Below are 21,905 nucleotides of genomic sequence, written 5' to 3' on the forward strand. Positions count from 1 at the left end.
GATCATTCAGCGGCCACCGGCAAAGCGGGCATGTCCACCGTGCCATCCCATTCGCGCACATCAAGACCGGTCAGGCAGGCAAAGGCCGCAATGTCCTGCGCCAGTTCGGCCTGTACCAAGGCGCGGTCAGCCATGGTGGGCACGCTGGGATAGGCCACCGCAGGCCGCGCATTCTCGCGCAATTCGGACATATAGCTGAAAGCATCGATGCGCAGAAAATCGGCGATGCGGTTCAGTGTGGCCATGTGGTCATAGGCGAAGTCCTCCGATTTCAGGAATAGCAGGTTTTCACGCGGGAACAGGCTGAGCGCGCGGATCACCTGTCGGGCGTAATAGCCACGCTCGACATAGCTGTAGACGCGCATCGCCTGCCCCAGCGGGTCCTGCGGCGACATGCGGCGGCGGCCCTCGCGGATGGCTTTGGCAAAGGGCATAGTGTCGGCGCCGCGCGCATATTCCATGCACCAATGCGACCATGCCCGCGCAAAGGGATCGCGGAACAGGAAAATCAACTTGGCATCGGGATTATACGCGCGAATACGGCGCAGTGAAGGCTGCCAGAAACTGTAAATCGGCGTGGCGTCAAAGCGCATCCGACCTTCATCCTCGGCGCCATAAAACCGGTCGATCTGAATATCGGCGGGTCTGAACCAGTCCAGCGCCTCATTATAAAAAACATGCAGTTCCTTCTGGCTTGGCGGCGAAAGGGCCGGATGCTGGCGCAGATAGGCATGCATGGTGGTGGTGCCGCCCTTTTGGGCACCCGCGACAAAGACTTCTATGCGGCGCATAGTTTGTGCTCCCCTGCTTGTTTTATAAGAATTTCGCTGATCCGGCGCTGGCCACCGCTGCGCTCCACCAGCACCACGGCGTCGATGGCGCTGCGCAAATAGGCCAGAATATCCTCTCGCCGCATGGCAGAGCCCGCCTGCAACAGGATCAGCGCCAATTGCTCCAGCGCGCCTTGCGGGCTGTCGGCATGGATGGTGCTGATCGAACCGGGGTGGCCGCTGTTGATGGCCCGCAAATAGCTATAGGCCTCGGCCCCGCGTATCTCGCCCAGCAGCAGGCGGTCGGGACGCAGGCGTAGGCTGGCTTGCAGCAAATCCTCCACATCCACCCGCGCCTCGCCCTGCCCGCCGCGCGACGCGATCAGGCGCAACTGGTTGACATGGGGCGGGGTCAGTTCGGCGGCATCCTCGATCAATACCAGCCTTTCGAGCGGCGGGATCTGCGCCAACAGGCTGTTCATCAACGTGGTCTTGCCGCTGGACGTGCCGCCACAGATCAGAATGTTGCGACGCGCCTGCACCATTTGCCGCAGCATGGCCGTGCGGTCGGCGGGCCAGACCATCGGCGTTGGTCGGGAACCAACCTGCTCCCACTGGTCAAGCGACAGTGCCCCCACCCCATGTTTGCGTATGGCCAGCGCCACCCCGTCCATGGCGGCAGGCGGGGCCACGATCTGCACCCGCCCCCCCTCGCCCAAACTGGCCGACAGCAAGGGATGGCTGCGGCTGATGCCCTGATCGCTCTGGCTGGCGATTTGCCGCGCCAGATGCCACAGCCAGCGCCCATCCATTTCAGGCAGGCTCAGGCATTCCATCGTCTGCCCGCGCCGCTCCACCCAAATTTCGCCCGGGCGGTTGATGCAAATGTCGGTCACCGCCGGATCATCCAGCCAGGGCCTGAGCGGGGCCAACCAGAGGTCGAGATAGGACAGGCTCATGGCAGCACCGGCGCACCGGCAAAGTCCAGATCGCGCGCCACCAGCACGGCAATCTCGCTGCCTTCGCGCACCTTTACCGTGGCGGGACGATCCACCGATGGCGCCAATTGCTGCCCCACCGCGCTGCCACTCAAGGGCATGCCATAAAGCACCGTTCCGCCCGAGGAGATCGCCGCCGCGCTGGCCACATTCACGCCCACGCTGAGCGCGGATTGCAGCACCGCATTGGCCAGCCTCTGCGCGGCATGGGTGTTGACCGAGCCTGCCACGCCCGCCCCGCCCATCGCATCGGTCGCAGGCGAGGCAATGCGGATCGCCACGCCATCAGGCCTGATCAGCCGCCCCCAAGTTACAAACACCCGCCTCTTGCCCGCCGAGGCATCGGCCTTGAACTCGCCGATCAAGCGGCTGCCGCGCGGGATCAACACGCGGCTGCCGTCAAAACCGCGCACATCCTGCGTCACCAAAGCGCGGGCCATGCCGGGGCGATCAGAATTGAGCGGCGTTTCCAGCACGGCGGCGATGATGGTGCCTTGCGCAATCACACTGGCCCAACCGGTGATCAAAGTGGCGCGGACAGGCTCATCCTCTTGGTTCACCCCCTGCCCCCGCACAGATGCGCCGCCGGTCAGGTCAATGGTCAAAGCCCCGCCATTGGCCGCCACCGTCGCCGCCATGGAGGCGCGAGCAGGTGGTAACGGACGGGAAACAGGTTGCGGCGCAATGCCGGAAGTGGGCGCAGGCATGTCTTCCAACGCGATCTGACCAGAGGTCTGGCGATAGGGCTGCCATGGTGTCCCGCGCGGATTGGCGGGCGGGAAAAGGCGCAAAGGCTCGGAATAGGCCACCACGTTGCGGGGGGCCTCGGGCTTGGTTTCCGGCGCATCAGCCAGGGGCAAGGCGGACAATTCCGGCACAGGTGCCACGCGTTCCGGCATCGGCGCGGCCTTGGCCTCCGGTGCCAACCGATGCCGCTCCAGCGTCACAAACAGACCCAGCGCCAGCGCGGCCAACATACCGCCCATCACCGGCAAGGGCAGCCCCTGTTTCGGCAAGGCCACTTGGGGGCGGATATCGCGCATATCCTCACTCATGGCCGATCCTCCTTGGCCATAGCGCGCCGGACCTGCGCGCTCTGCCCGCCCAGCACCAGCATCAGACGGGGGAACACGCCCTCCACCACATAGGCCCCATCGCGCAGCGCCCCGTTCACCAGCGCTCGCCTGCCCCAACCCTCCACACGATAGACCGCAGGCATGGGCACTCCCGCCGCCCAGCGCAGGCGGGTGAAGTGCCCGTCATCGCTCAATTCCACCGGCCACAAGGCCTTGTCTCCGCTGAGGCGATAGGTGGCTGCGGCGAGGGCAGGCGTGCTGGGCACAGGCGGCGCAGGATAGGTGAAGGTCAGGAGATAAGCCTGAACGCCCTCCCCCGCCGCGGTGCCATAGAGCGCGAAAGCGTAGGTGCGCGCATCACTCACCACGGTCAGATTGGTGACGCCAGCGGGCAGCAAAGGCTTGATAACCAGCGTATCGGCGCGATGGTTGGTCTGCACGCTCCAGCTTTGCGGATCACCCAAAGTGACGGTCTCGATCCGCTCATCCGCAGCAAAACGAACCGTCAAGGCAAAGCCGCTGGCCACGCGCAGGGCGACCACTTCATTGGCGTCATAGGCGACTGTCTGGATATGCGGATCACACCCGCCCGCGCGGGGCACCACCTCGGCCATGGAGGCCACCGGCGCCAGCAGGGCTATCAGCGCCAACACCCGCCTCATGGCTGGGCCGCCACGATAGGCGCCTCCTGATCGCGGCGATATTCGGTAATTTGCAGGCCAAGCGGGTTGAGCAAACGGTCATTCAATCCCGCAGGCGGCGTGGCGAAATGATAGTGGATGATCGCCACCCAAGGTCGTGGGTTTTCGCCATCCAGTATGGTGGAAAAGCGCAGCATCGCCCGCCCCTTGCCCAGCGGCGAGACGCTGGCCACCTGCACACTGACCTGCCGCTTGCGGCCATAAAGCGTGATCGGGCTGGACGGATTGCTGGCCGCCATTTGCGCCAGATAATCGCGCCGCGCCATGCCGCCCGACCACAGCGCCACCTTGCGATAGGCCTCGGGTAAGTTACCGGCGCTATACCCCTCGCGCGCCACGACATATTGCGCCAGCAGCGATTGCTCCAGCGCCTCATCAGGCTGGATGCTGGGGGTCTGCGTGCCCTCCACCATCTGGGCAAAGCCGGTGTCGCTATCGACCAGCAGCGTATAGGGCACGGCGGTTTTCAACGGCGCAAGCGAGGCCAGCGCCAAAGCCTCCAGCCCCGCCACGGCACAGGCCAGTCCCGCCACGCTCCAGGCCAGCCTTGATGACCGGCGTCGCGCGGCTTCCCGATCCTGCGCCCAGTTTTGCGCGGCGGCGTAATAGTCGGCGCGGGTGTGGTCGGGGGCGCTCATGCTTTGCGATCCCTATGCTGGGCCAGAGCGCTGCGGCGGCTTTGGCGGGTTTGCGATGCGGCAGGTGGAGAGGCCGAAAGAACCGGCTCCGGCGCCATCAGGCGGGCCTGTTGCCCCAAAGGCAGGACATGGGGCGCGGCGTCAGTCCTGCGCAGAACGGCAAGGCGAGATCCATGAACAGCAGCGCGCTCGCTGCGGGTGAAGGCTTGCACCAGCCTGTCGATGCGGTGTTCCGATAGTGCTGGCGCTTGCGGCGCGGGCGCTTCGATCTGCGGCACCGGCGCATGGGCGCTATCCGGCCAGCGCAGCGCCATTGCCGCCAGCCCAACGCCCCCCGCCACCAGCAGCAAGGCCAAGCCAAAGCCCCAGACGCAAGCCTGCAACATCGGCACTTGCGCGCCCGCCACAGCAGGATCAATCGTGTTCAGGCCAGCGACCAAAGGCTCCACCACGCCCAGTTCCACCACCAACACGCAAGGCAGCACCGCCCCGGCCAGCATGGCCCGCAGCCAGCCCAGCACCAGCCCACGCGTACCGGCAAACAACAGGCCCGCCGCAAACACAGGGCCCAGCCCCAGCAACACGCCCAGCACCAGCCTCTGCGCCACCAGAGCGCCGAGCGCGCCCGCCAGCATAACCTCCTGCGTCGAACGCAGAGCCTCGCGCAGGTCTTGGGGCAAAGCGGCCTGCCCTTCGGCGGACCATGCCGAAAGGGCGCTGCTCAAATTGTCCAAGCGTTGAACCAGTCCGCCCGCCTGCTCCCCCATCAAGGCCAGCGCCCAATCCTGCGGCGCCTCCAGCGCCATGCGATAGACCACCGCCTCCCACGCGGCCCATTGCGTGGTGAGCGCCAGCACCAGCCCCAAACGCAGCACCAGCCCCAACGCGCCATCCAAGCCCAACCGGTGCCCCAGCGCCAACCGATAGCCCACACCCGCCACCGCCAGCACCATCAGCCCAGTCAGCCAGCCTTGCGCCCCCAGCGCGCTCCAGCCCGCCTGCGCCATGCCCGCCACATGGCAATCCACGCTGGCCAAAACGGGGTCAACAAAGCGCCATCCCCCAGCGACAAAGGCGCGCAAGCCCCCATCACGCCACCTCGCGCAGCATGGGGCCATGCCTTCCGGCCAGCACATCGAGCAGCGCCCGCTCGCCCCCAGATCGAGCCGCAGCACCACGCTTTCCCCACCCTGCTTCACCAGAAAGCAGCGCGAATTTTCCGGCAGGGCACGCAAAAGGTCGAATTCGTGGCGGGTAAGGCCAAAGCCGCCCTGATAATCCTGCGCCCGCGCCTTGGCATTGGGGGTGAAAATCTGGGTTGCCGTCTGCTCGACAATCGCGCCCGCGATCTGGCTGGACAGGGCGTCCTCGGCATTTTGCGTGACAAAGCCCAGCAACCCGCCGCGCTTCCGGATGGTTTTTTGCCAATCACGGATGCGTTGAACAAAAAGCGGGTCGTCCAGCGCCTTCCAACCCTCGTCCACCACGATGATAGTGGGGGTGCCGTCCAGACGTTGATCCACGCGGTGGAACAGATACATCATCACCGGCGTGCGAAGGGCCGGTGCGTCCAGCACCATGGTCATGTCAAAGCCCAGCGTGGGTTGCTCAAGGTCCAGCCCGTCACCGGTCGCATGGGCCTCATGATCGAACAGCCAAGCCCGATCCCCTTCACCCCACCACGGGCGCAGGCGGTCGAACAGGTCGCCGCTGGCGGGACGCTCCCCTCCCCGCAGCAGGCTGACGAAATGGCGCAAGCGGCGAAGGGCCATCGGCGCTGCGAAATTGGCGGCCACCGCCTCGGCCAAGGCCTGCCCCTCGGCCCCATCGCGCAAGCCACCGGCCAGACAGGCCAGCCAATCGCACAGGAAGGCGCGGTTGGCGGGCGTATCACCCATGGCCAAGGGATTGAGGCCGCAGGGCGTATCGGGCCGCAAGGCGGCATAATGGCCACCCAGCGCGCGGATAAAGCTTTCCGCGCCGCGATCTTTGTCGAAAAACACAATGCGGGGGGCAAAGCGCCGCGCCTGTGCCAGCAGGAAATTGACGATCACCGTCTTGCCCGAGCCGCTGGGGCCAATCACGGTGAAATTGCCCAGTTCGCCCGCATCGCCGCTGGCGTGGAAATTGAAATAATAGGGCCCCGCCGCCGTGGTTTCAAACAAGGCCACCGGCTGCCCCCAGCCCAGCGCCCCGTCGGCACGGCCCAGCAGGAAATTATGCCCGCTGGCAAAGGCCGCAAAATTGGCGGTGCTGATCAGCGCCCGCCGCCCGATATAGGCAAAATTTCCGGGGAATTACGCCCAGAAGGCGGGCTCCAGCCCCACATCCTCGCGCACCGCCACCAGCCCCAGATCGCCCAAGGCCGCCTGCACCTCGGCCACATGGGCGTCCACCTGCGCCTGACTATCGCCGCGCAGGCAAAGCGTCAGATGATGCTCGCCAAACAGGGCGCGGCCAGCCGCCACATCATCCTTGGCCAGCGCCAGATCAGCCCGCAGCGACAAAGCCTCGTCATCGGCCGCCCGCATCCGCCGCATGGCCAGATTGATGCGCGACAGGCTCTGCCCGCGCTCGACAAAGGCAAAGCTCTGGCTGATCGTCATGGCGCAAGGCAGGCGCAGCAGATCATCCAGCATACCCGGCATGGACTGGCCCGGATAATCCTTCACCGAGACCATCGCCGCGAATTGGCGATCCGCGCCGCTGCCCAATTCCAGCGTATCCGCGCCAAAGCTGACGCGGCACTGGGGAAGATATTCCCCCACATCGCCATAGGGCAGCCGCACCGGCCCCAGCGGGCCATGGTAAAGCGCGGAGAGAAACTCCAGCACCTCGCTGCAAGGGCCATGCTGCGTATCGTAAACGCCCAGCAGCCGCGCGCCATAGGGAGCCAGCGCAGCCAGCAGCTGATCGCTGGCGGCATGAAGCGCGCGCCGTTCGGTGGCCTGATCCGTGGCGCTATGCCTCCACCAAAACCCCTTTAGCGCAGGCGGACGGCGCAGGATGGTGATGAACAGATCATTGGCATAAAGCTCCCGCGTGGCCAGCCTTGCCTGCCATGCCGCGTCCAGCCTTGCGCTGAACGCATCGGGGAACGTGCCGCCCAGCCTTGGCTGCACCCACCGCCGCAGGATGTGGTGGTATAGCGCAAGCCTTGGGGAACCCACCGCCCGCAGCATAGCCTCGCGCAACATGTGCCGATGGTTCAGCATCCCCGTTTCGGCCGTTTCAAACAGCAGTCCGTCCAGCCTGATCACCTGACACAGGCTGCCATCGCGCAGAGCCAGGGTGGTGTCATCCACATGATGCGAATAGGGCAGGCGCGATCCCGCGCAGGCCTCTTTCGCAAAGGAGGGTCGGGCAGCGTCCGTCATGGCCGGTAGGAATTGCAGCGCCAGAAGGCGAAATTGCCCACGCGCGGGCAGCGCATGCGGCGGAGAAGCCACAGGTCGATCCAGCGCGGTTCCTCCCGCCCCATCACAACGCTGACCCCATGCAGCGCCAGAGCCAGCGCCAGCACCCATGGGCTGCGGATGAGAAGGAAGGCCTCTGTGGTGATAACCGCATTGATGACGAAGAAGGGATAGGTGACGCCCGCCCGCATCTGCGGACGGGTCAGCGCCACGAACAGAGGCGCCTGCACCAGACGTTCCGTTTCCGGTGTCGCGCCGCGACCCTCGGCCATATGAAGGGCCGCGCCCGTCATTGCCCCATACTCGCGGCCGATTGGATGCCCGCCACGATGCTGGCTGCGCCAAACAGGATGAAGCAGCCGACAATGACGCTGGCCCCGTGCCTCCAATTGACCCGCCCCGACAGCATGCCCAGCCCAACCGCCGCCACGGCGACCACCGCCACCACCGTGGCCAGCGTGCCCAGCAACGTGCCCTGCAACCAGCGCACCGCCCCCACCAGAGGGCCAGAGCCTGCCGGATCGGGCGCGCCATAAAAGCCGGCCTGCGCCATCGCCGCCTGCGACCACAAAGCCGATAGGGCAATCACCCCGCAGCGCAACCAGGATTTTGGACAAATTCGTCCTGCACGCCCGGACAGGGCGCTTGAAAAGAAGCGGTTTTTCGTCATGCCTTGCAAGCTATGCCCAAGGCTTGCCGCTGGCTAGGCGATGCATCCCTATTGGAATCACTCTAGGGAGTTACCCTGTAAAACGGATCAATCCGCAGCCCCTTTTTTGCCAGCTTGCGCAGAAACCTTGCCCCAAAGCCGCGCTTGCCCTATAGGCGCCGCCTTTCACGGGGGCGGCTGCACAGTTGCTCTTGCCTTTTGGCCGCGCCGGGAGCCAAAAGGCATTTACCACGTCATCCCGCGCCAGAATCAGGGGAAAGCCCATGTCCCGTCGCCGCCAGATCTACGAAGGCAAGGCCAAGATCCTTTACGAAGGCCCCGAGCCCGGCACGATCATCCAGTATTTCAAGGATGACGCCACCGCTTTCAACGCGCTCAAAAAGGGCACGATCAACGGCAAGGGCGTGATCAACAATCGCATCAGCGAATATGTGTTCACCCGTCTGAGCCATATCGGCATCCCCACCCATTTCATCCGCCGCCTGAACATGCGTGAACAGCTGGTGCGCCAGTGCGAGATCGTGCCGATCGAAGTGGTGGTGCGCAATGTGGCCGCCGGTTCGATCTCCAAGCGTCTGGGCATTCCCGAAGGCGAGCCCCTGCCCCACACGCTGATCGAATATTATTACAAGGACGATGCGCTGGGTGATCCCTTGATCGCCGAAGAACACATCGCCTGTTTCGGTTGGGCTAGCCAGGAAGAGATGCAGGACATCTCCAGCATGGCGATCCGCATCAACGATTTCATGTGCGGCATGCTGGCGGCGGTGAACATCCGCCTGATCGACTTCAAGCTGGAATTCGGCCGCATCTGGGACGGCGATTTCAGCCGCGTCATTCTGGCCGATGAAATCAGCCCCGACGGTTGCCGCCTGTGGGATATGACCACGGGTGAGAAGCTGGACAAGGACCGCTTCCGCCGCGATCTGGGCGGTGAAGAGGAAGCCTATCAGGAAGTGGCGCGCCGTCTGGGCCTGCTGGAAAATGACGGGCCGAGCGAAGTGCTGGATCTGGGCGCGCATCGTAAGCTGCGCGGCAAGTAAGCACTGCCAAGCAAACCAATCGGAAAAGGGGAGCCTCACCGCTCCCCTTTTTTGTTGTGCCGCGTCCAAGGCCAACTTGTGCAGGGCCATCCGGCTGCTAGGCTACCCCCATGACCCGCGCCAAGCTTTGCCTCGCTCTATTCCTCTCGGCTTCCATACTGGCCGCGCCGCCCATGGCCGTGGCGGCACCGACGCGCAGCCTGCATCACGCAGCATCCCCCAAACCAGCGCCATGGGTGTTTGTCAAAACCGACGTTGCGCCCGATCCGGGTTTTCGCACCGGCCAATTGGCCAATGGCATGCGCTATATCCTGCGCCACAACGAAACACCCAAAGGCGAGGTACTCGTGCGCCTTGCCATTGCCGCCGGTTCGCTGGACGAGGGCGAGAATGAACGCGGCTATGCCCATTTTGTCGAACATATGGTGTTTCAGGGCAGCACCCATGTGCCGCAAGGCGAGATGATCAAGCTGCTCGAACGGCAGGGTCTGGCCTTTGGCGCGCATACCAACGCTTTTACCGGCGCCGAAACCACCACTTATCACCTCGACTTGCCCCGCAACACGCCGACGCTGATCGACACCGCATTGATGCTGATGCGCGAGACGGTGAGCGAGTTGACCATCGATCCGGCCACCGTGAAGCGCGAAAGCGGGGTCATTCTGGCCGAAAAGCGCGACCGCGATTCGTGGCAATATCGTGAAATCGTGGACCGCGCCGCCTTTGCCGACCCACAGGCGCGCTATACCAACCGCATGCCGATCGGAACCGAGGAAAGCCTGAAAGGTGCCACCGCCGATGGTTTGCGCGCCTTTTGGCGACGGAATTATGTGCCGTCCAAGGCAGTGTTGATCGTGGTGGGCGATGTGGATGTCGCGCAAATCGAGGCCAGTATCCGCGCCCGCTTTGCCGACTGGCCCGCCGCCCCCGCCGCGCCACAGCCTGATGCTGGCCCCATCGATCTGGCGAACAAGGGGCGCAGCAGCATCTATCTTGACCCCGCCCTGTCCGAACATCTGGCCATCACCCGCCGCAGCGCCTGGTCCAAAATACCCGACAGCTGGGCCAACCGGCGCGAGGCGCTGTTGCGCGCCATCGGCTATGGCATCATCAACCGCCGCCTGCAAAGCATCGCCCGCAGCAGCAATCCCCCCTTCCGCGCCGCGCAATTCGGCACCGGCAATCTCTATCGCGCCGCGCGCGAAACCGCGCTGCATATCGACAGCATCGACGGCCAGTGGCGCCGCGCCATGCTGGCCGCTGTAACCGCTTGGCGCGGGGCGATGGAGCAAGGCGTCACCCCCGCCGAGGTCGAGGAACAACTGGCCAATCTGCGCGCCGGAGCCGAGGCGATGACCGCCCGCGCCGCAACCCAAAGCAATGGCGCGCTGGTCGATCAGGCGCTGGCGCTGGTCCGCTTTGACGCGATCCCCGGCGTTCCTGCCGATTATCTGGCCTTTCTGCGCCGCACAGAGCCGGAGATCACACCCGATGCCGTGATGGCCGCCGTCAAACGCTATGCCGCGTCGCTGGACGATCCGCTGATCCGCTTCACCGGCCGCCGCGCGCCAGATAGCGGCGAGGCCGCTTTGCGCAGCGCATGGAACGAGGCCATGGCCGCGCCTTTGACCGCCGCCGCCACCAAACAAGCCGCCAGTTTCGCCTACACCGATTTCGGCCCCGCAGGCAGCGTGATCAGCGACCGGCGCGAGCCTGCCTTCGGCATCCGCCAGATCCGCTTTGCCAATGGGGTGATGCTCAACCTGAAACACACCGATTTGGCCAAGGACAGCATCCTGTTCAGCCTGAAGCTGGACGGCGGACATTTGCTGGCCACCAAAGACAACCCCTTGGCGGTGGAAATGACCTCGATGCTGGCCTCCAGCGGCCTTGGCAAACATACCACCGATGAATTGCAGACGCTCAATGCGGGTAAAGCTGTGTCCTATGGGCTGGGCGCAGGGGCTGACGCTTTCGGTTCGGTGACGACCACCCGCCCCGCCGACCTGCTACGCCAATTGCAATTGCAGGCCGCGCTGCTGACCGATCCGGGCTATCGCCCCGAGGCCGAGGCGATCTTCCGCCAGAACGTCAACACCTTGTTCCTGCGTCTGCGGGCCACGCCATCCTCGGCGCTACAGGCCGAGATAGGCGGCATCCTGTCGGACAATGATCCGCGCTATAGTTTGCAACCGGTCACTGCCTATCGCGCGCTCACCTTTGCCAAATTGAAACGCGATATTGGCGACAGGCTGGCCCATGGCGCGCTGGAACTGGCGCTGGTGGGCGATGTGGACGAGGAAACCGCGATCAGGTCCGTGGCGCAGACCTTCGGCGCCCTGCCCCTGCGCGAGACCGAATTCCAGCCCTATCCCGACGCCCATCAACGCAGCTTTACCGCCAACCGCGCCCCGCGCCAGATCACCCATAAAGGCCCCGCCGATCAGGCGCTGGTGGAGGTCGTCTGGCCCACCCGTGATGACAGCGACCCGCAGGAAAAGCAGGTGCTCAACCTGTTGCAACGCATCATCCGCCTGCAACTGACCGAAAACCTGCGCCAGAAACTGGGCCGCGCCTATTCCCCCTCAGCCTCCAGCGAGCCGAGCCGCATCTGGAAGGATTATGGCACTTTCAGCATCGCCGCCTCGGTCGATACCGGATCGGTGGAGATCGCCCGACAGACTATCGCGCAAACCGTGGCCGAACTGGCGCAAGCGGTGCCTTCGCAGGATCTGATGCTGCGCGCGCGCCAACCTTTGCTGGAAACCATCGATAATGCGCTCAAAACCAACGGTGGCTGGCTTTCTCTCACCGCCCGCGCGCAAAGCGAGCCGGACCAGATCGAGCGCCACCTCCATGCCCGAGAAAGGCTGTTGGCGCTCACCGCAGACCAAGTGCGCGATGCTGCAACACGCTATCTGGTCAAGGGGGGGATCGAGTTCATCGTCACGCCGGAAATCGCCGCGAAAACGGCAGCCCAACAAACGCCCCAGCCCGCGCAAAGTTCCTCCAAAGAAGTGGTTTTGCGGCAGGTTCCATAGATTTTGGCGCAATACGCAGTTTGCACCAAGGTTTGCGACAAAATGTTACTGAATGTGACCGGATTAGCCCCCCCGTCGGGCTTGACCTTTTGCGCTGCAGAACGGCAAGGGCACAATCAGTATTCCTTATAAAGCCGGGTGCCCCCATGCTTGCCAAGTCGCTTGCCTCTCGTTCCTCCCTGCTCGCCGCCACCGGCCTTGCGCTGATGCTGGCATCCTGCTCGAAAGAACCGGAAAAGAACAAGCAGGTGCCGCAGGTCGGCTTTGTCGTGGTCAGCGAGACCAGCGTGCCGGTGGATGTCGAATTGCCGGGCCGCACCGCGCCTTTCGCGCAGGGGCAGGTCCGCCCGCAGGTGTCCGGCGTAATCCAGCGCCGCCTGTTTACCGAAGGCCAGTTGGTGAAGAAGGGGCAGGCGCTGTACCAGATCGACGCCAGCCTCTATTCCGCCGCGCTGGATCAGGCAGGCGCCAATTATGCCAGCGCCATGGCCAGCGCCGAAGCGGCCAAGGCCAAGGCCAAACGTTACAAGCCTTTGGCAGATAGTCAGGCGGTGACGCAGCAGGATTACACCGACGCCGCCGCCGCCGCCCGCACCAGCGCTGCATCCGTGGCGCAAACCCGCGCCGCCATGCGCACCGCGCAAATCAACATGCGCTTTACCACCGTGCCCGCGCCAATCACCGGCGTTATCGGCCGCTCGCTCTATACTGAAGGCGCACTGGTTACCGCCAACCAGACCGATCCGCTGGCGGTGGTCTCCACGCTGGACCCGATCTATGTCGATATCCAGCAGAGCAGCACCGATCTGATGCAATTGCGCCGCAAGCTGGAACAGGGCGGCGCCAAGCCAGATTCGCGCAAGGTTACGCTGATGCTGGATGATGGCAGCGAATATCCGCTGTCCGGCACGCTGAAATTTGCCGAAGTCACGGTGGATTCGACCACCGGCACCGTCACTTTGCGCGCGCAATTCCCCAATCCCGACGGGTTGCTGCTGCCCGGCCTGTTCGTCCGCACCCGCCTGTCCGAAGGCAAGCAGGACCATGTCGTGCTTGTGCCCCAAGGTGCCCTCAGCCGCGACCCTCGTGGCAATGCCACGGTGATGGTGGTGGGCGCGGGCAACAAGGCCGAATTGCGCAAGGTGACCGCCGAACGCACGCAGGGCGATGCATGGGTCGTCACCGCTGGCCTGAAAGCCGGTGACAAGCTGATCACGCAGGGCCTTGGCAAGGCGCGTCCCGGCCAGCCCGTGCGCCCCGTGCCCGACAGCACGCCTGAAAAGCCGATGGCACCCAAAAAGCCCGGTGCTGCACCCGCAAGCGCCGCCAAGTAAGCGCGGGAGAGCCTGAACCATGTCGCGCATCTTTATTGACCGGCCCATCTTTGCATGGGTGCTGGCGCTCATCACCATGTTGATCGGCACCTTGTCGGTGCTCAACCTGCCGGTACAGCAATTCCCCGATATTGCCCCGCCGCAGGTCAATATCTCGGCCACCTATCCCGGTGCCGCCGCCGCAACGGTGGAAGGCAGCGTCACGCAGGTGATCGAGCAACAGCTGACCGGTCTGGACGGCTTGCTCTATTTCTCGTCGACCAGCAGTTCGAACGGGCAGGTGCAGATCACCGCCACGTTTGAAAAGGGCACCAACCCCGACATCGCGCAGGTGCAGGTGCAGAACAAGGTGCAGCAGGGCCTGAGCCGTCTGCCCAGCGCGGTGCAGTCGCAGGGCGTGCGCGTTACCAAGTCGAACCCCGACTTCCTGATGGTGGCCACCATTGCCGATACGTTCGACCGCACCACCAATATCGACGTTTCCGACTTCATGGTCAGCCGGTTGCAGGAAACCATCGGCCGTATCGAAGGCGTGGGCCAGACGCAGGTGTTCGGCTCGCAATATGCGATGCGCGTGTGGCTCGATCCCAACAAGCTGGCCGCCTACCAGTTGATGCCCTCCGATGTGGTGAATGCCATCACCGCGCAGAACACCGAAGTGGCAGCAGGCGAATTGGGCGCGGTTCCGTCCAATGAAGGCCAGATGCTGGACGCCACGGTCACCGCGCAATCGCGCCTGTCCACCCCCAGCCAGTTTGCGCAAATCGTGGTCAAAACCACCACCAGCGGCGCAACGGTGCATCTGTCCGATGTGGGCCGCATTGAACTGGGCGCGGAAAGCTATGGCGTGGTCAGCCGCGTGAACGGGCATCCGGGCGCGGGCATGGCCATCTCGCTGGCGCCGGGTGCCGACGCGATGAAGACCGCCAAGCTGGTGAAGGCCGAGTTTGAAAAGCAGTCCAAGACTTTCCCCGCCGGTTACACCTATGGCTTTGCCAATGACTCCACCCGTTTCATCACCAAATCGGTCGATGACGTTATTGTCACGCTGATCGAGGCCATCGCGCTGGTGGTGGTGGTGATGTTCGTGTTCCTGCAAAGCTGGCGCGCGACCTTGATCCCCGCGATTGCGGTGCCGGTGGTCTTGCTGGGCACTTTCGGCATTTTCTCGGCGGCGGGCTATTCGATCAACACGCTGACCATGTTTGGCATGGTGCTGGCCATTGGCTTGCTGGTGGACGATGCCATCGTGGTGGTGGAAAATGTCGAACGCCTGATGTCGGAAAACCCCGGCATGACCCCGCGTGAGGCAACCATTGCCTCGATGAAGGAAATCTCGGTGGCGCTGGTCGCCATTGCGCTGGTGCTCTCGGCAGTGTTCCTGCCGATGGCCTTCTTTGGCGGCTCGACCGGCGTGATCTATCGCCAGTTCTCGCTGACCATCATCTCGGCCATGGGCCTGTCGGTGCTGGTAGCGCTGATCTTCTCGCCCGCCTTGACCGCCACCTTGCTCAAGCGCCCCGAAGATGAGGATGAAACATCCCTGATCGGCCGCGCCAGCCATTGGATGCGCGTGCGTTTCGAGAAATATTTCGGCCGTCTGGTGAACTGGTATCACCCCAAGGCTGAATGGGTGGCGCGCCACCGCAAGCGCCCGCTGCTGGCCTATGGCCTGCTGGTGGCGGTGTTGGCGGTGCTGTTTGTGCGCCTGCCCACCGGCTTCCTGCCCAATGAAGATCAGGGCATGGCCCAATTGAGCTTCCAGTTGCCCGCCGGTGCGACGCTGGAGCGCACGCAGAAGCTGCAGCTGGAAATCGAGAAATATTTCAACACCCGTGAAAAGAACAATCTGGACGCGGTGCTGGTGGTGGCCGGTGGCGGCAACGGCGGCGGTTCGGGTCAGAACGTGGGCCGCGGCTTCATCTCGCTGACCGATTGGGACCAGCGCAAGGGTGCGGAAAACAGCGCCGAAGCGATCACCAAGCGCGCTACGGCGGCGTTGACCGGTGGTTTCCGCGATCTGGAATTCTTTGCGCTGCAACCCCCTGTGGTGCGCGGTCTGGGTCAGGCTTCGGGCTTTACCGCCGAAGTGCTGAACAGCGGCGGCCTGTCGGCGGAAGATTTCGCCAAGCTCCGCGCCGAAATTCTGGCCGAGGCGCGTAGCCTGCCCCAGATGACGGCGGTGCGCCTGACTGGCCTGCCCGATCAACCGACTTTGAAAGTTACCACCGACACGCAGAAGCTGGCCGCCTTGGGCGTGGCTGCTTCGGACGTGAACGCCACGCTGACCTCGGCATGGGGCGGGCGTTATGTGAATGACTTTATCGACCGTGGCCGCGTGAAGCGCGTCTATGTGATGGGCGATGCGTCCTTCCGTTCGCGTCCGGAAGATCTGGGCAATTGGCAGGTGCGCAACAGCGCGGGCAAGATGGTTCCCTTCTCGGCCTTTGCCCATTTCGAATGGTCCTCAGCCCCGCCTTCGACCTATCGTTTTGAAGGCACCAGCAATTTCGAAATCTCCGGTCAGGCAGCCACGGGTTACTCTTCGGGCGATGCGATGAACGCGATCGAGGCTTTGGTGGCGCAATATCCCGATGTCACCCTGTCCTGGTCGGGCGCCTCCTATCAGGAACGCCTCTCCTCCGGTCAGGCGCCGCTGCTCTATGGCATTTCGGTGCTGGTGGTGTTCCTCTGCCTTGCCGCGCTGTATGAAAGCTGGAGCATCCCGCTGGCCGTGCTGTTGATCATCCCCATCGGCCTGTTGGGCGCGGTGGCAGCGGTGTCGGCCCGTGCCTTGCAGAATGACGTTTACCTGCAAATCGGCCTGACGACCACGATGGGTCTGGCGGCCAAGAATGCGATCCTGATGATCGAATTTGCCGAACAGGGTGAAAAGGCCGGCAAGACCCCGATTCAGGCGGTGCTGGACGCGGCAAGGTTGCGCTTGCGCCCGATCCTGATGACCTCTTGCGCCTTTATCTTTGGCGTGTTGCCGCTGGCGGTTGCTTCGGGTGCGGGTGCCAATGCGCGTATCGCCATCGGCACCTCGGTGATTGGCGGCATGGTGGCGGCCACCGGCATCGCCATCTTCTTCATCCCGCTGTTCTTTGTGCTGGTGCGCAGCGGCGCTGGTCAATTGCTGACCAAGCTGCGCGCCCGAAAAGCTGCTGCTACGGAGGCGCAGGCATGATCCGTCCGATCCTTTCCCTGCCCCTGCTGGCGCTTGCTCTGGTGGCTCAGCCCTTGGCCGCCCGCCCCAAGGCCAGCGAGCCCGCGGATGCCGCGCCCCCGCCGATCCCCACCGCATGGCCAAAGGGTGAGGCCTATGTGCTGGCCTCGGATGCAGCGCTGCCCAGCTATTCCTATCGCGATGTGCTGGGCGATGCGCGACTGGTAAAACTGATCGATCTGGCGCTGGCGCATAATCAGGATCTGGCGGTGGCCTTAGCCAATATCGAAACCGCGCAGAACCAGTATCGTGTGCAGCGTGGCGCGCTGATGCCGGAAATTGACCTTGGCGGCAGCTATTCCCATGCCGAGGGCGATGGCACCCGCGTGTCGGGCGCCACAACCAAGGGCGATTATGCCAGCGCGACCACCACGCTGGCCAGCTATGAACTTGACCTGTTCGGCCGTGTGCGCGGGCTGACGGCGGCGACCAAGGCCAGCTATCTGGCCACCGAGGCCGGTTCGCGCGCCACGCGCCTGACTTTGATCGCCAATATCGCCAATGGCTGGCTGACCTATGCCAGCGACCGCAGCCTGCTAAAACTAGCGCAGGACACTGCCGCCAGCGCGCAGACCAGCGTGGATTTGACCCGTGCGCGTCTGGATGGCGGGATTGGCCTGCTGGCCGACCTGCGCAAGGCGGAATTGACCCTGCGCACGGCGCAAGCCGATGTAGCGGCGCAAACCAATGCCGTGGCGCAGGATTTGAACGCCCTGCGCCTGCTGGCCGGTAGCGATGTGCCCGAAGAGCTGCTGCCCTCCAGTCTGGATGATGCGGCCAGCCAGTTGAAGCCGGTGTCTGCGGGGCTGGACTCCTCGATCCTGCTACGCCGCCCCGATGTGATGCAGAGCGAGTTTTCCTTGCGCGCCGCAGAGGCCAATGTCGATGCCGCCCGCGCCGCGCTTTACCCCAAGATCACGCTGACCGGCGTGACCGGCTTTGCGACGCTGGCCTTGGGCAGCCTGCTCACGCCCGGCAATTTCGCATGGGGCCTGACCTCGGCGGCCTCCTATCCCATTTTCAAGGGCGGCGCGGCCAAGGCCAATGCGAAGGCAGTGGCCGCCACGCGCGATGCCTCGCTGGCCACCTATCGCAAGACGGTGCAAACCGCGTTTCAGGATGTGGCCAATGTGCTGGCCCGTCGAGGCACGATCGAGGCGCAATTGAGCGCGGTGCAGGCCGCGCGTGATGCCGCGCTCGACAATTATCGCTTGGTGGATTTGCGCTATCGTGGCGGGGTGGGCACCTATCTGGATGCGCTGACTGCCCAGCAATCGCTCTATAGCAGCGAGAAAACACTGGTGTCGGCCAAACTGACCCGCGCCAGCAATCTGGTCGGGCTCTATCGCGCCATCGGCGGCGATGCGGCCGCGATCCCCAAGCGATCATCCTGATCCGGATCAGCCTATGGCGCATTTGCGGCACCAAGCCTCTTGGCTTTTGTTGCTTCACACGCCATAGGCACCCCCGAGTCCGATTTGAATTTTCCCATTTGCCATTCAGGAAAGGCCCCTGCGATGAAAGTTCGCGTCTTTGTCAGCCTCAAGAACGGGGTGCTCGATCCGCAGGGCCGTGCGATCCATCACGCCATCGAAGGCCTCGGTTTCTCGGGCGTTTCGGATGTGCGCGCCGGTCGCATGTTCGAACTGGAAGTGGACGATAGCGTCACCGACGCCATGATCGATGAAATGGCGCAAAAGCTGCTCGCCAATATGGTGATCGAAAACTATCGCTTCGAGCGGGTGGCGTAATGGGCTTCCGCTCGGCTGTCATCACCTTCCCCGGATCGAATTGCGACCGCGACATGGCGGTGGCGATCGAGCAGGTCTGCGGCGGGGAAGTCCATCGCGTGTGGCATGGCGATGCCACCCTGCCCGAAGGTCTGGACTTTATCGCCCTGCCCGGTGGTTTTTCCTATGGCGACTATCTGCGTTCCGGCGCGATGGCCGCGCGCAGCCCGATCATGCGGGCCGTGGTGGAAGCCGCTGGCCGCGGCGTGAAAGTGCTGGGCGTGTGCAACGGCTTTCAGGTTCTGACCGAATCCGGCCTGTTGCCCGGCGTGCTGATGCGCAACGCCGGCATCCGCTTTGTTTGCCGCGAAGTCGCTCTGACCGTGGAAAACAACACCAGCGCCTTCACCCATCGCTATTTCAAGGGTCAGAAGATCACCATCCCCGTGGCGCATCACGATGGCAATTATTTTGCCGATGATGCCACGCTCGACCGTCTGGAAGGCGAAGGCCAGGTGGCTTTCCGTTATGCCGAAGAGGTCAATGGCTCGGCCCGCAACATCGCAGGCGTGCTGTCGGAAAAGGGCAATGTGCTGGGCATGATGCCCCACCCCGAACGCTTTATCGAGGCCGCCCATGGTGGCATCGATGGCCGCGCCCTGTTTGAAGGCGTGGTCAAGGGTCTGGTTCGCGCCTGATCCCTGCCGCATCGTAAAAAGAAAAGGGGGCCGCAAAGCCCCCTTTTTTGTGCGCAAGGGAAGCGGGTTTCATCCCACCATCGCCACATCCTTGTTGCCAAACAGATCGGTCACATCCTGCACGCTCATCGCCGCGCCATAGGCCATGCCTTGCAACCGGCGGCAACCCAGCGACCAAGCGATGTCCAGCTCTTCCTCGCATTCCACGCCCTTGGCGGTGGTGGTCATTTCCAGACTATCGGCAATGGCCACCGCCGCTCGGATCATCGCCACGCTTTCGGCATTGCCCGAGGCCGCGCCCTTCACCAAGGCCCGTTCCAGCTTGATCGCGGTGAAACGCTGGCTGCACAGAAAGCTGATCGAGGCATTGCCCGCGCCGAAGTCATCCAGCGTCACCCCGCAACCCAGCGCGGTCAACCGCTCCAAAGTCGCCCGCGCCAGCGCCCCGTCGCGCAGGAACAAGGCCTCGGTCACTTCGATCTCCAGCCTCTGCGGCGGCAGACCACTGGCCGACAAAGCGCTGACCACATGGTCGATAAAGGCAGGGTCCAGCGCCTGCCGCTCGGTAACATTGACCGCCACGCGCAAATTGCCCGGCCATGCCATCACCTGACGGCAAGCCTCGTGCAGCACCCATGCGCCAATCGGCAGGATCAGGCGGGTATCCTCGGCCAGACGCAGGAAAGTGGCAGGCGAGACTTGCCCCATCTCCGGACTGTTCCAGCGCAGCAGCGCCTCGACGCAGACCACCCTTTCATTGCCCGCATCCACCACCGGCTGATAAAACAGCTCGAATTCCTTGCGCTCCACCGCCAGACGCAGCGCCTCTTCCATCTTCGCCCGAGCCTCGGCCTCGGCGCGCAGGGCCTCGTCAAAGGCCGAATGCCGCCCGCGCCCCTGCCCCTTGGCGCGATAAAGCGCAAAGTCGGCATTGCGCATCAGGCTCTCGCTGGTGGAACCATTGTCCGGCCCAAAGGCGGAACCGACGCTGGCGCCGATCGACAGCTCATGCCCGTCAACATAATAGGGCTGCGACAGATCATCGATGATCGCCTGCGCCAGACGCGGGATCAACGTGCGCTCGGAAGCATTGCGCACCACCACGCAAAATTCATCGCCGCCCAAACGACCACACAAAGTGTTGGCCGCATCCAGCACTTTCAACCTCTGCGCCACTTGCGCCAGCAATTGATCGCCCACCGGATGACCCAGAGTGTCATTCACCGCCTTGAAGCGGTCAAGGTCGATCATCAGGAAGGCACAGGGCCAGCCCCCTTCCTTGGCCGCCACCAGCGCCGTTTCCAGCGCATCCATCACCATCATGCGATTGGGCAATCCGGTCAGCGTGTCATAGCGCGCCAGATAGGCGATCTTTTCCGAGGATTCCTGCTGCGCCGTTACGTCAGAAGCCACGCCGCGAAAGCCGAGGAAATGCCCGTTTTCATCCAGCCTTGGCGCGCCGGACATCGACCAATAACGCGACCGGCGATCGCCCTGCACCCGCACCCGCACCAACAGGTTGGAAAATGTCTCGCGCGCCTTCAAACGCTCCGACAGTTCCTTTAGGCCCGCTTCCAACTGCCCGCTTTCGCCCTTGCCTCCGGCCAACAGCGCCAGCAGGCTCTCGCCCTCGATCTCGTCCGGAGTCTGGCCCAAGGCCTCGGCAAAGCGGGGATGCGCGGCGCGGACGCGGCGCTGGCCATCGACTTGCCACAGCCAGTCGGCATCCTCCTCGTCAAATTCGCGCAGCAGCAGGCTGACCACCTCGTTCTTTTCCGCCATGCTGGCAATGGCCAGACGCGAAACGAGGAAGTGGCGCGAGGCCTCTATCGTGCCCATCGCAATGCACAGCACAAACAGCAGCGACACCGCCGCCATGCCCGGTTGATGCAGCGCCAGAAAGCTGATCACCGAGGCGCCACCGACAATCGCGGAAAAGATCAAGGTGGCCAGCGGCACCGTCGGCACGATCACCGCCGAAACGGTCATCAACATCGCCAACACGGTCCAGAATTCCAACCGCACATGCACCATCGCATGCGGCGAGAAAACGGCCACCGGCGCGGCCCAGACCAAGGCATTGGCCAAAGTGCCCGCCGCCTGCCGACGCATATCGCCGCGCGTCATCCGCGTGTGATCGGCCCGCCCCAAACGCCTTTCGTTAAGCAGGCACAGGCCCGCCGACAGGACCAAGCCCCCCAGCCACAAGCCAAGTTGCACCTGCCCCACCGCCGGGGCAAACAGCACCAAAGTCGCCGCCGCCGCCAGGCCTTGCGCCAACAGCCGCGCCCGCGACACCAGCGCCAGTTGGGCATATTGGATGCTGCGCAACCGCGCCCATTGCTCCGTGCCGCGGCCCGTCAGGCCAAGCACGGCCCAGATGCTCAATTCGGCATGAATATAAGGAGGAATGCGGGTGGTCATCGCAGGTCAAGCTAGGTTCCAATCCTTGCCAAGACCGCTAATGCAGACAGTTAATTTCTGCTTTATTGTGCAATGCAACCGATAAACTTGCCTTGCGGCGCCGAGATTTATCGGCGCCGCCATGCTTATCTTGTATG

Annotated in this window: 16 protein-coding genes and 1 pseudogene; 7 read left to right on the plus strand and 10 right to left on the minus strand. The window is 63.8% G+C overall.

Annotated features, from left to right (window positions below; genetic code table 11):
* Positions 1–2: 2 nt before the first annotated feature.
* The 9 genes and pseudogenes from EOE18_RS06330 to EOE18_RS06370 form a co-directional block, all read right to left on the minus strand.
* A complete protein-coding gene (locus EOE18_RS06330) occupies positions 3–791 on the minus strand; it encodes a sulfotransferase family protein (protein ID WP_127707311.1) in 789 nt (262 codons plus the stop codon).
* Positions 779–1,729 carry a P-type DNA transfer ATPase VirB11 gene (gene virB11 / locus EOE18_RS06335; RefSeq protein ID WP_127707313.1) on the minus strand — a complete coding sequence of 317 codons (951 nt, stop codon included), beginning with the start codon at positions 1,727–1,729 and terminating at the stop codon, positions 779–781. The genes EOE18_RS06330 and virB11 overlap by 13 nt, the downstream gene beginning before the upstream one ends.
* Positions 1,726–2,823 carry a TrbI/VirB10 family protein gene (locus EOE18_RS06340; protein WP_127707315.1) on the minus strand — a complete coding sequence of 366 codons (1,098 nt, stop codon included), beginning with the start codon at positions 2,821–2,823 and terminating at the stop codon, positions 1,726–1,728. Before EOE18_RS06340 ends, virB11 begins: the two co-directional genes overlap by 4 nt.
* Positions 2,820–3,506: a TrbG/VirB9 family P-type conjugative transfer protein gene (locus EOE18_RS06345; protein WP_127707317.1), complete on the minus strand. Its 687-nt coding sequence runs from the start codon at positions 3,504–3,506 to the stop codon at positions 2,820–2,822. The genes EOE18_RS06340 and EOE18_RS06345 overlap by 4 nt, the downstream gene beginning before the upstream one ends.
* The gene (locus tag EOE18_RS06350; protein ID WP_127707319.1) at positions 3,503–4,183 is read right to left on the minus strand and encodes a VirB8 family type IV secretion system protein; all 681 of its coding nucleotides are present in this window, start codon (positions 4,181–4,183) and stop codon (positions 3,503–3,505) included. The genes EOE18_RS06345 and EOE18_RS06350 overlap by 4 nt, the downstream gene beginning before the upstream one ends.
* Entirely contained in the window at positions 4,180–5,319 is a 1,140-nt protein-coding gene (locus EOE18_RS06355; RefSeq protein WP_127707321.1) for a type IV secretion system protein, read from the minus strand. The genes EOE18_RS06350 and EOE18_RS06355 overlap by 4 nt, the downstream gene beginning before the upstream one ends.
* A pseudogene (locus EOE18_RS06360) lies at positions 5,303–7,584 on the minus strand (VirB4 family type IV secretion/conjugal transfer ATPase); the annotation flags it as partial. The gene EOE18_RS06355 and the pseudogene EOE18_RS06360, both read right to left, overlap by 17 nt.
* The gene (locus EOE18_RS06365; RefSeq protein ID WP_127707329.1) at positions 7,557–7,871 is read right to left on the minus strand and encodes a VirB3 family type IV secretion system protein; all 315 of its coding nucleotides are present in this window, start codon (positions 7,869–7,871) and stop codon (positions 7,557–7,559) included. The pseudogene EOE18_RS06360 and the gene EOE18_RS06365, both read right to left, overlap by 28 nt.
* A 17-nt stretch (positions 7,872–7,888) precedes the next feature.
* A complete protein-coding gene (locus EOE18_RS06370) occupies positions 7,889–8,269 on the minus strand; it encodes a TrbC/VirB2 family protein (protein WP_127707331.1) in 381 nt (126 codons plus the stop codon).
* A 263-nt stretch (positions 8,270–8,532) separates the two neighbouring features.
* Between EOE18_RS06370 and purC the strand changes: the two genes are divergently transcribed.
* The 7 genes from purC to purQ all read left to right on the plus strand — a co-directional run bounded on the left by purC (position 8,533) and on the right by purQ (position 19,344).
* On the plus strand, positions 8,533–9,312 hold the full coding sequence (gene purC, locus EOE18_RS06375; RefSeq protein ID WP_127707333.1) for a phosphoribosylaminoimidazolesuccinocarboxamide synthase: 780 nt from the start codon (positions 8,533–8,535) through the stop codon (positions 9,310–9,312).
* 110 nt (positions 9,313–9,422) lie between these two features.
* A complete protein-coding gene (locus EOE18_RS06380; protein WP_127707335.1) occupies positions 9,423–12,353 on the plus strand; it encodes a M16 family metallopeptidase in 2,931 nt (976 codons plus the stop codon).
* A gap of 146 nt (positions 12,354–12,499) precedes the next feature.
* Positions 12,500–13,687 (plus strand): efflux RND transporter periplasmic adaptor subunit, encoded by a 1,188-nt coding sequence (locus EOE18_RS06385; RefSeq protein WP_127707337.1) that lies wholly within the window; start codon positions 12,500–12,502, stop codon positions 13,685–13,687.
* A gap of 19 nt (positions 13,688–13,706) precedes the next feature.
* Positions 13,707–16,877: an efflux RND transporter permease subunit gene (locus tag EOE18_RS06390; RefSeq protein WP_127707339.1), complete on the plus strand. Its 3,171-nt coding sequence runs from the start codon at positions 13,707–13,709 to the stop codon at positions 16,875–16,877.
* Positions 16,874–18,310, plus strand: coding sequence for an efflux transporter outer membrane subunit (locus tag EOE18_RS06395; RefSeq protein WP_127707341.1), 1,437 nt, complete (start codon positions 16,874–16,876; stop codon positions 18,308–18,310). Before EOE18_RS06390 ends, EOE18_RS06395 begins: the two co-directional genes overlap by 4 nt.
* A 123-nt stretch (positions 18,311–18,433) precedes the next feature.
* Positions 18,434–18,667 (plus strand): phosphoribosylformylglycinamidine synthase subunit PurS, encoded by a 234-nt coding sequence (gene purS, locus EOE18_RS06400; protein WP_127707343.1) that lies wholly within the window; start codon positions 18,434–18,436, stop codon positions 18,665–18,667.
* A complete protein-coding gene (purQ, locus tag EOE18_RS06405; protein ID WP_127707345.1) occupies positions 18,667–19,344 on the plus strand; it encodes a phosphoribosylformylglycinamidine synthase subunit PurQ in 678 nt (225 codons plus the stop codon). The genes purS and purQ overlap by 1 nt, the downstream gene beginning before the upstream one ends.
* A gap of 69 nt (positions 19,345–19,413) precedes the next feature.
* Here purQ and EOE18_RS06410 read toward each other — a convergent pair whose 3' ends face one another.
* Positions 19,414–21,768, minus strand: a complete 2,355-nt coding sequence (locus EOE18_RS06410) for a putative bifunctional diguanylate cyclase/phosphodiesterase (RefSeq protein WP_127707347.1) — start codon at positions 21,766–21,768, stop codon at positions 19,414–19,416.
* Between the last annotated feature and the right edge of the window lie 137 nt (positions 21,769–21,905).

The sequence above is a fragment of the Novosphingobium umbonatum genome (genome assembly GCF_004005905.1).
Classification (GTDB): domain Bacteria; phylum Pseudomonadota; class Alphaproteobacteria; order Sphingomonadales; family Sphingomonadaceae; genus Novosphingobium; species Novosphingobium umbonatum.

Coding starts and splice junctions, on each gene's coding strand:
- EOE18_RS06410 (WP_127707347.1), bottom strand. CDS start 21,768: ATGACCACCCGCATTCCTCCTTATATTCATGCCGAATTGAGCATCTGG.
- EOE18_RS06370 (WP_127707331.1), bottom strand. CDS start 8,269: ATGACGAAAAACCGCTTCTTTTCAAGCGCCCTGTCCGGGCGTGCAGGA.
- EOE18_RS06355 (WP_127707321.1), bottom strand. CDS start 5,319: ATGTGCTGGCCGGAAGGCATGGCCCCATGCTGCGCGAGGTGGCGTGAT.
- virB11 (WP_127707313.1), bottom strand. CDS start 1,729: ATGAGCCTGTCCTATCTCGACCTCTGGTTGGCCCCGCTCAGGCCCTGG.
- EOE18_RS06385 (WP_127707337.1), top strand. CDS start 12,500: ATGCTTGCCAAGTCGCTTGCCTCTCGTTCCTCCCTGCTCGCCGCCACC.
- purS (WP_127707343.1), top strand. CDS start 18,434: ATGAAAGTTCGCGTCTTTGTCAGCCTCAAGAACGGGGTGCTCGATCCG.
- EOE18_RS06350 (WP_127707319.1), bottom strand. CDS start 4,183: ATGAGCGCCCCCGACCACACCCGCGCCGACTATTACGCCGCCGCGCAA.
- EOE18_RS06365 (WP_127707329.1), bottom strand. CDS start 7,871: ATGGCCGAGGGTCGCGGCGCGACACCGGAAACGGAACGTCTGGTGCAG.
- EOE18_RS06345 (WP_127707317.1), bottom strand. CDS start 3,506: ATGAGGCGGGTGTTGGCGCTGATAGCCCTGCTGGCGCCGGTGGCCTCC.
- EOE18_RS06340 (WP_127707315.1), bottom strand. CDS start 2,823: ATGAGTGAGGATATGCGCGATATCCGCCCCCAAGTGGCCTTGCCGAAA.
- EOE18_RS06390 (WP_127707339.1), top strand. CDS start 13,707: ATGTCGCGCATCTTTATTGACCGGCCCATCTTTGCATGGGTGCTGGCG.
- purC (WP_127707333.1), top strand. CDS start 8,533: ATGTCCCGTCGCCGCCAGATCTACGAAGGCAAGGCCAAGATCCTTTAC.
- EOE18_RS06330 (WP_127707311.1), bottom strand. CDS start 791: ATGCGCCGCATAGAAGTCTTTGTCGCGGGTGCCCAAAAGGGCGGCACC.
- EOE18_RS06395 (WP_127707341.1), top strand. CDS start 16,874: ATGATCCGTCCGATCCTTTCCCTGCCCCTGCTGGCGCTTGCTCTGGTG.
- purQ (WP_127707345.1), top strand. CDS start 18,667: ATGGGCTTCCGCTCGGCTGTCATCACCTTCCCCGGATCGAATTGCGAC.
- EOE18_RS06380 (WP_127707335.1), top strand. CDS start 9,423: ATGACCCGCGCCAAGCTTTGCCTCGCTCTATTCCTCTCGGCTTCCATA.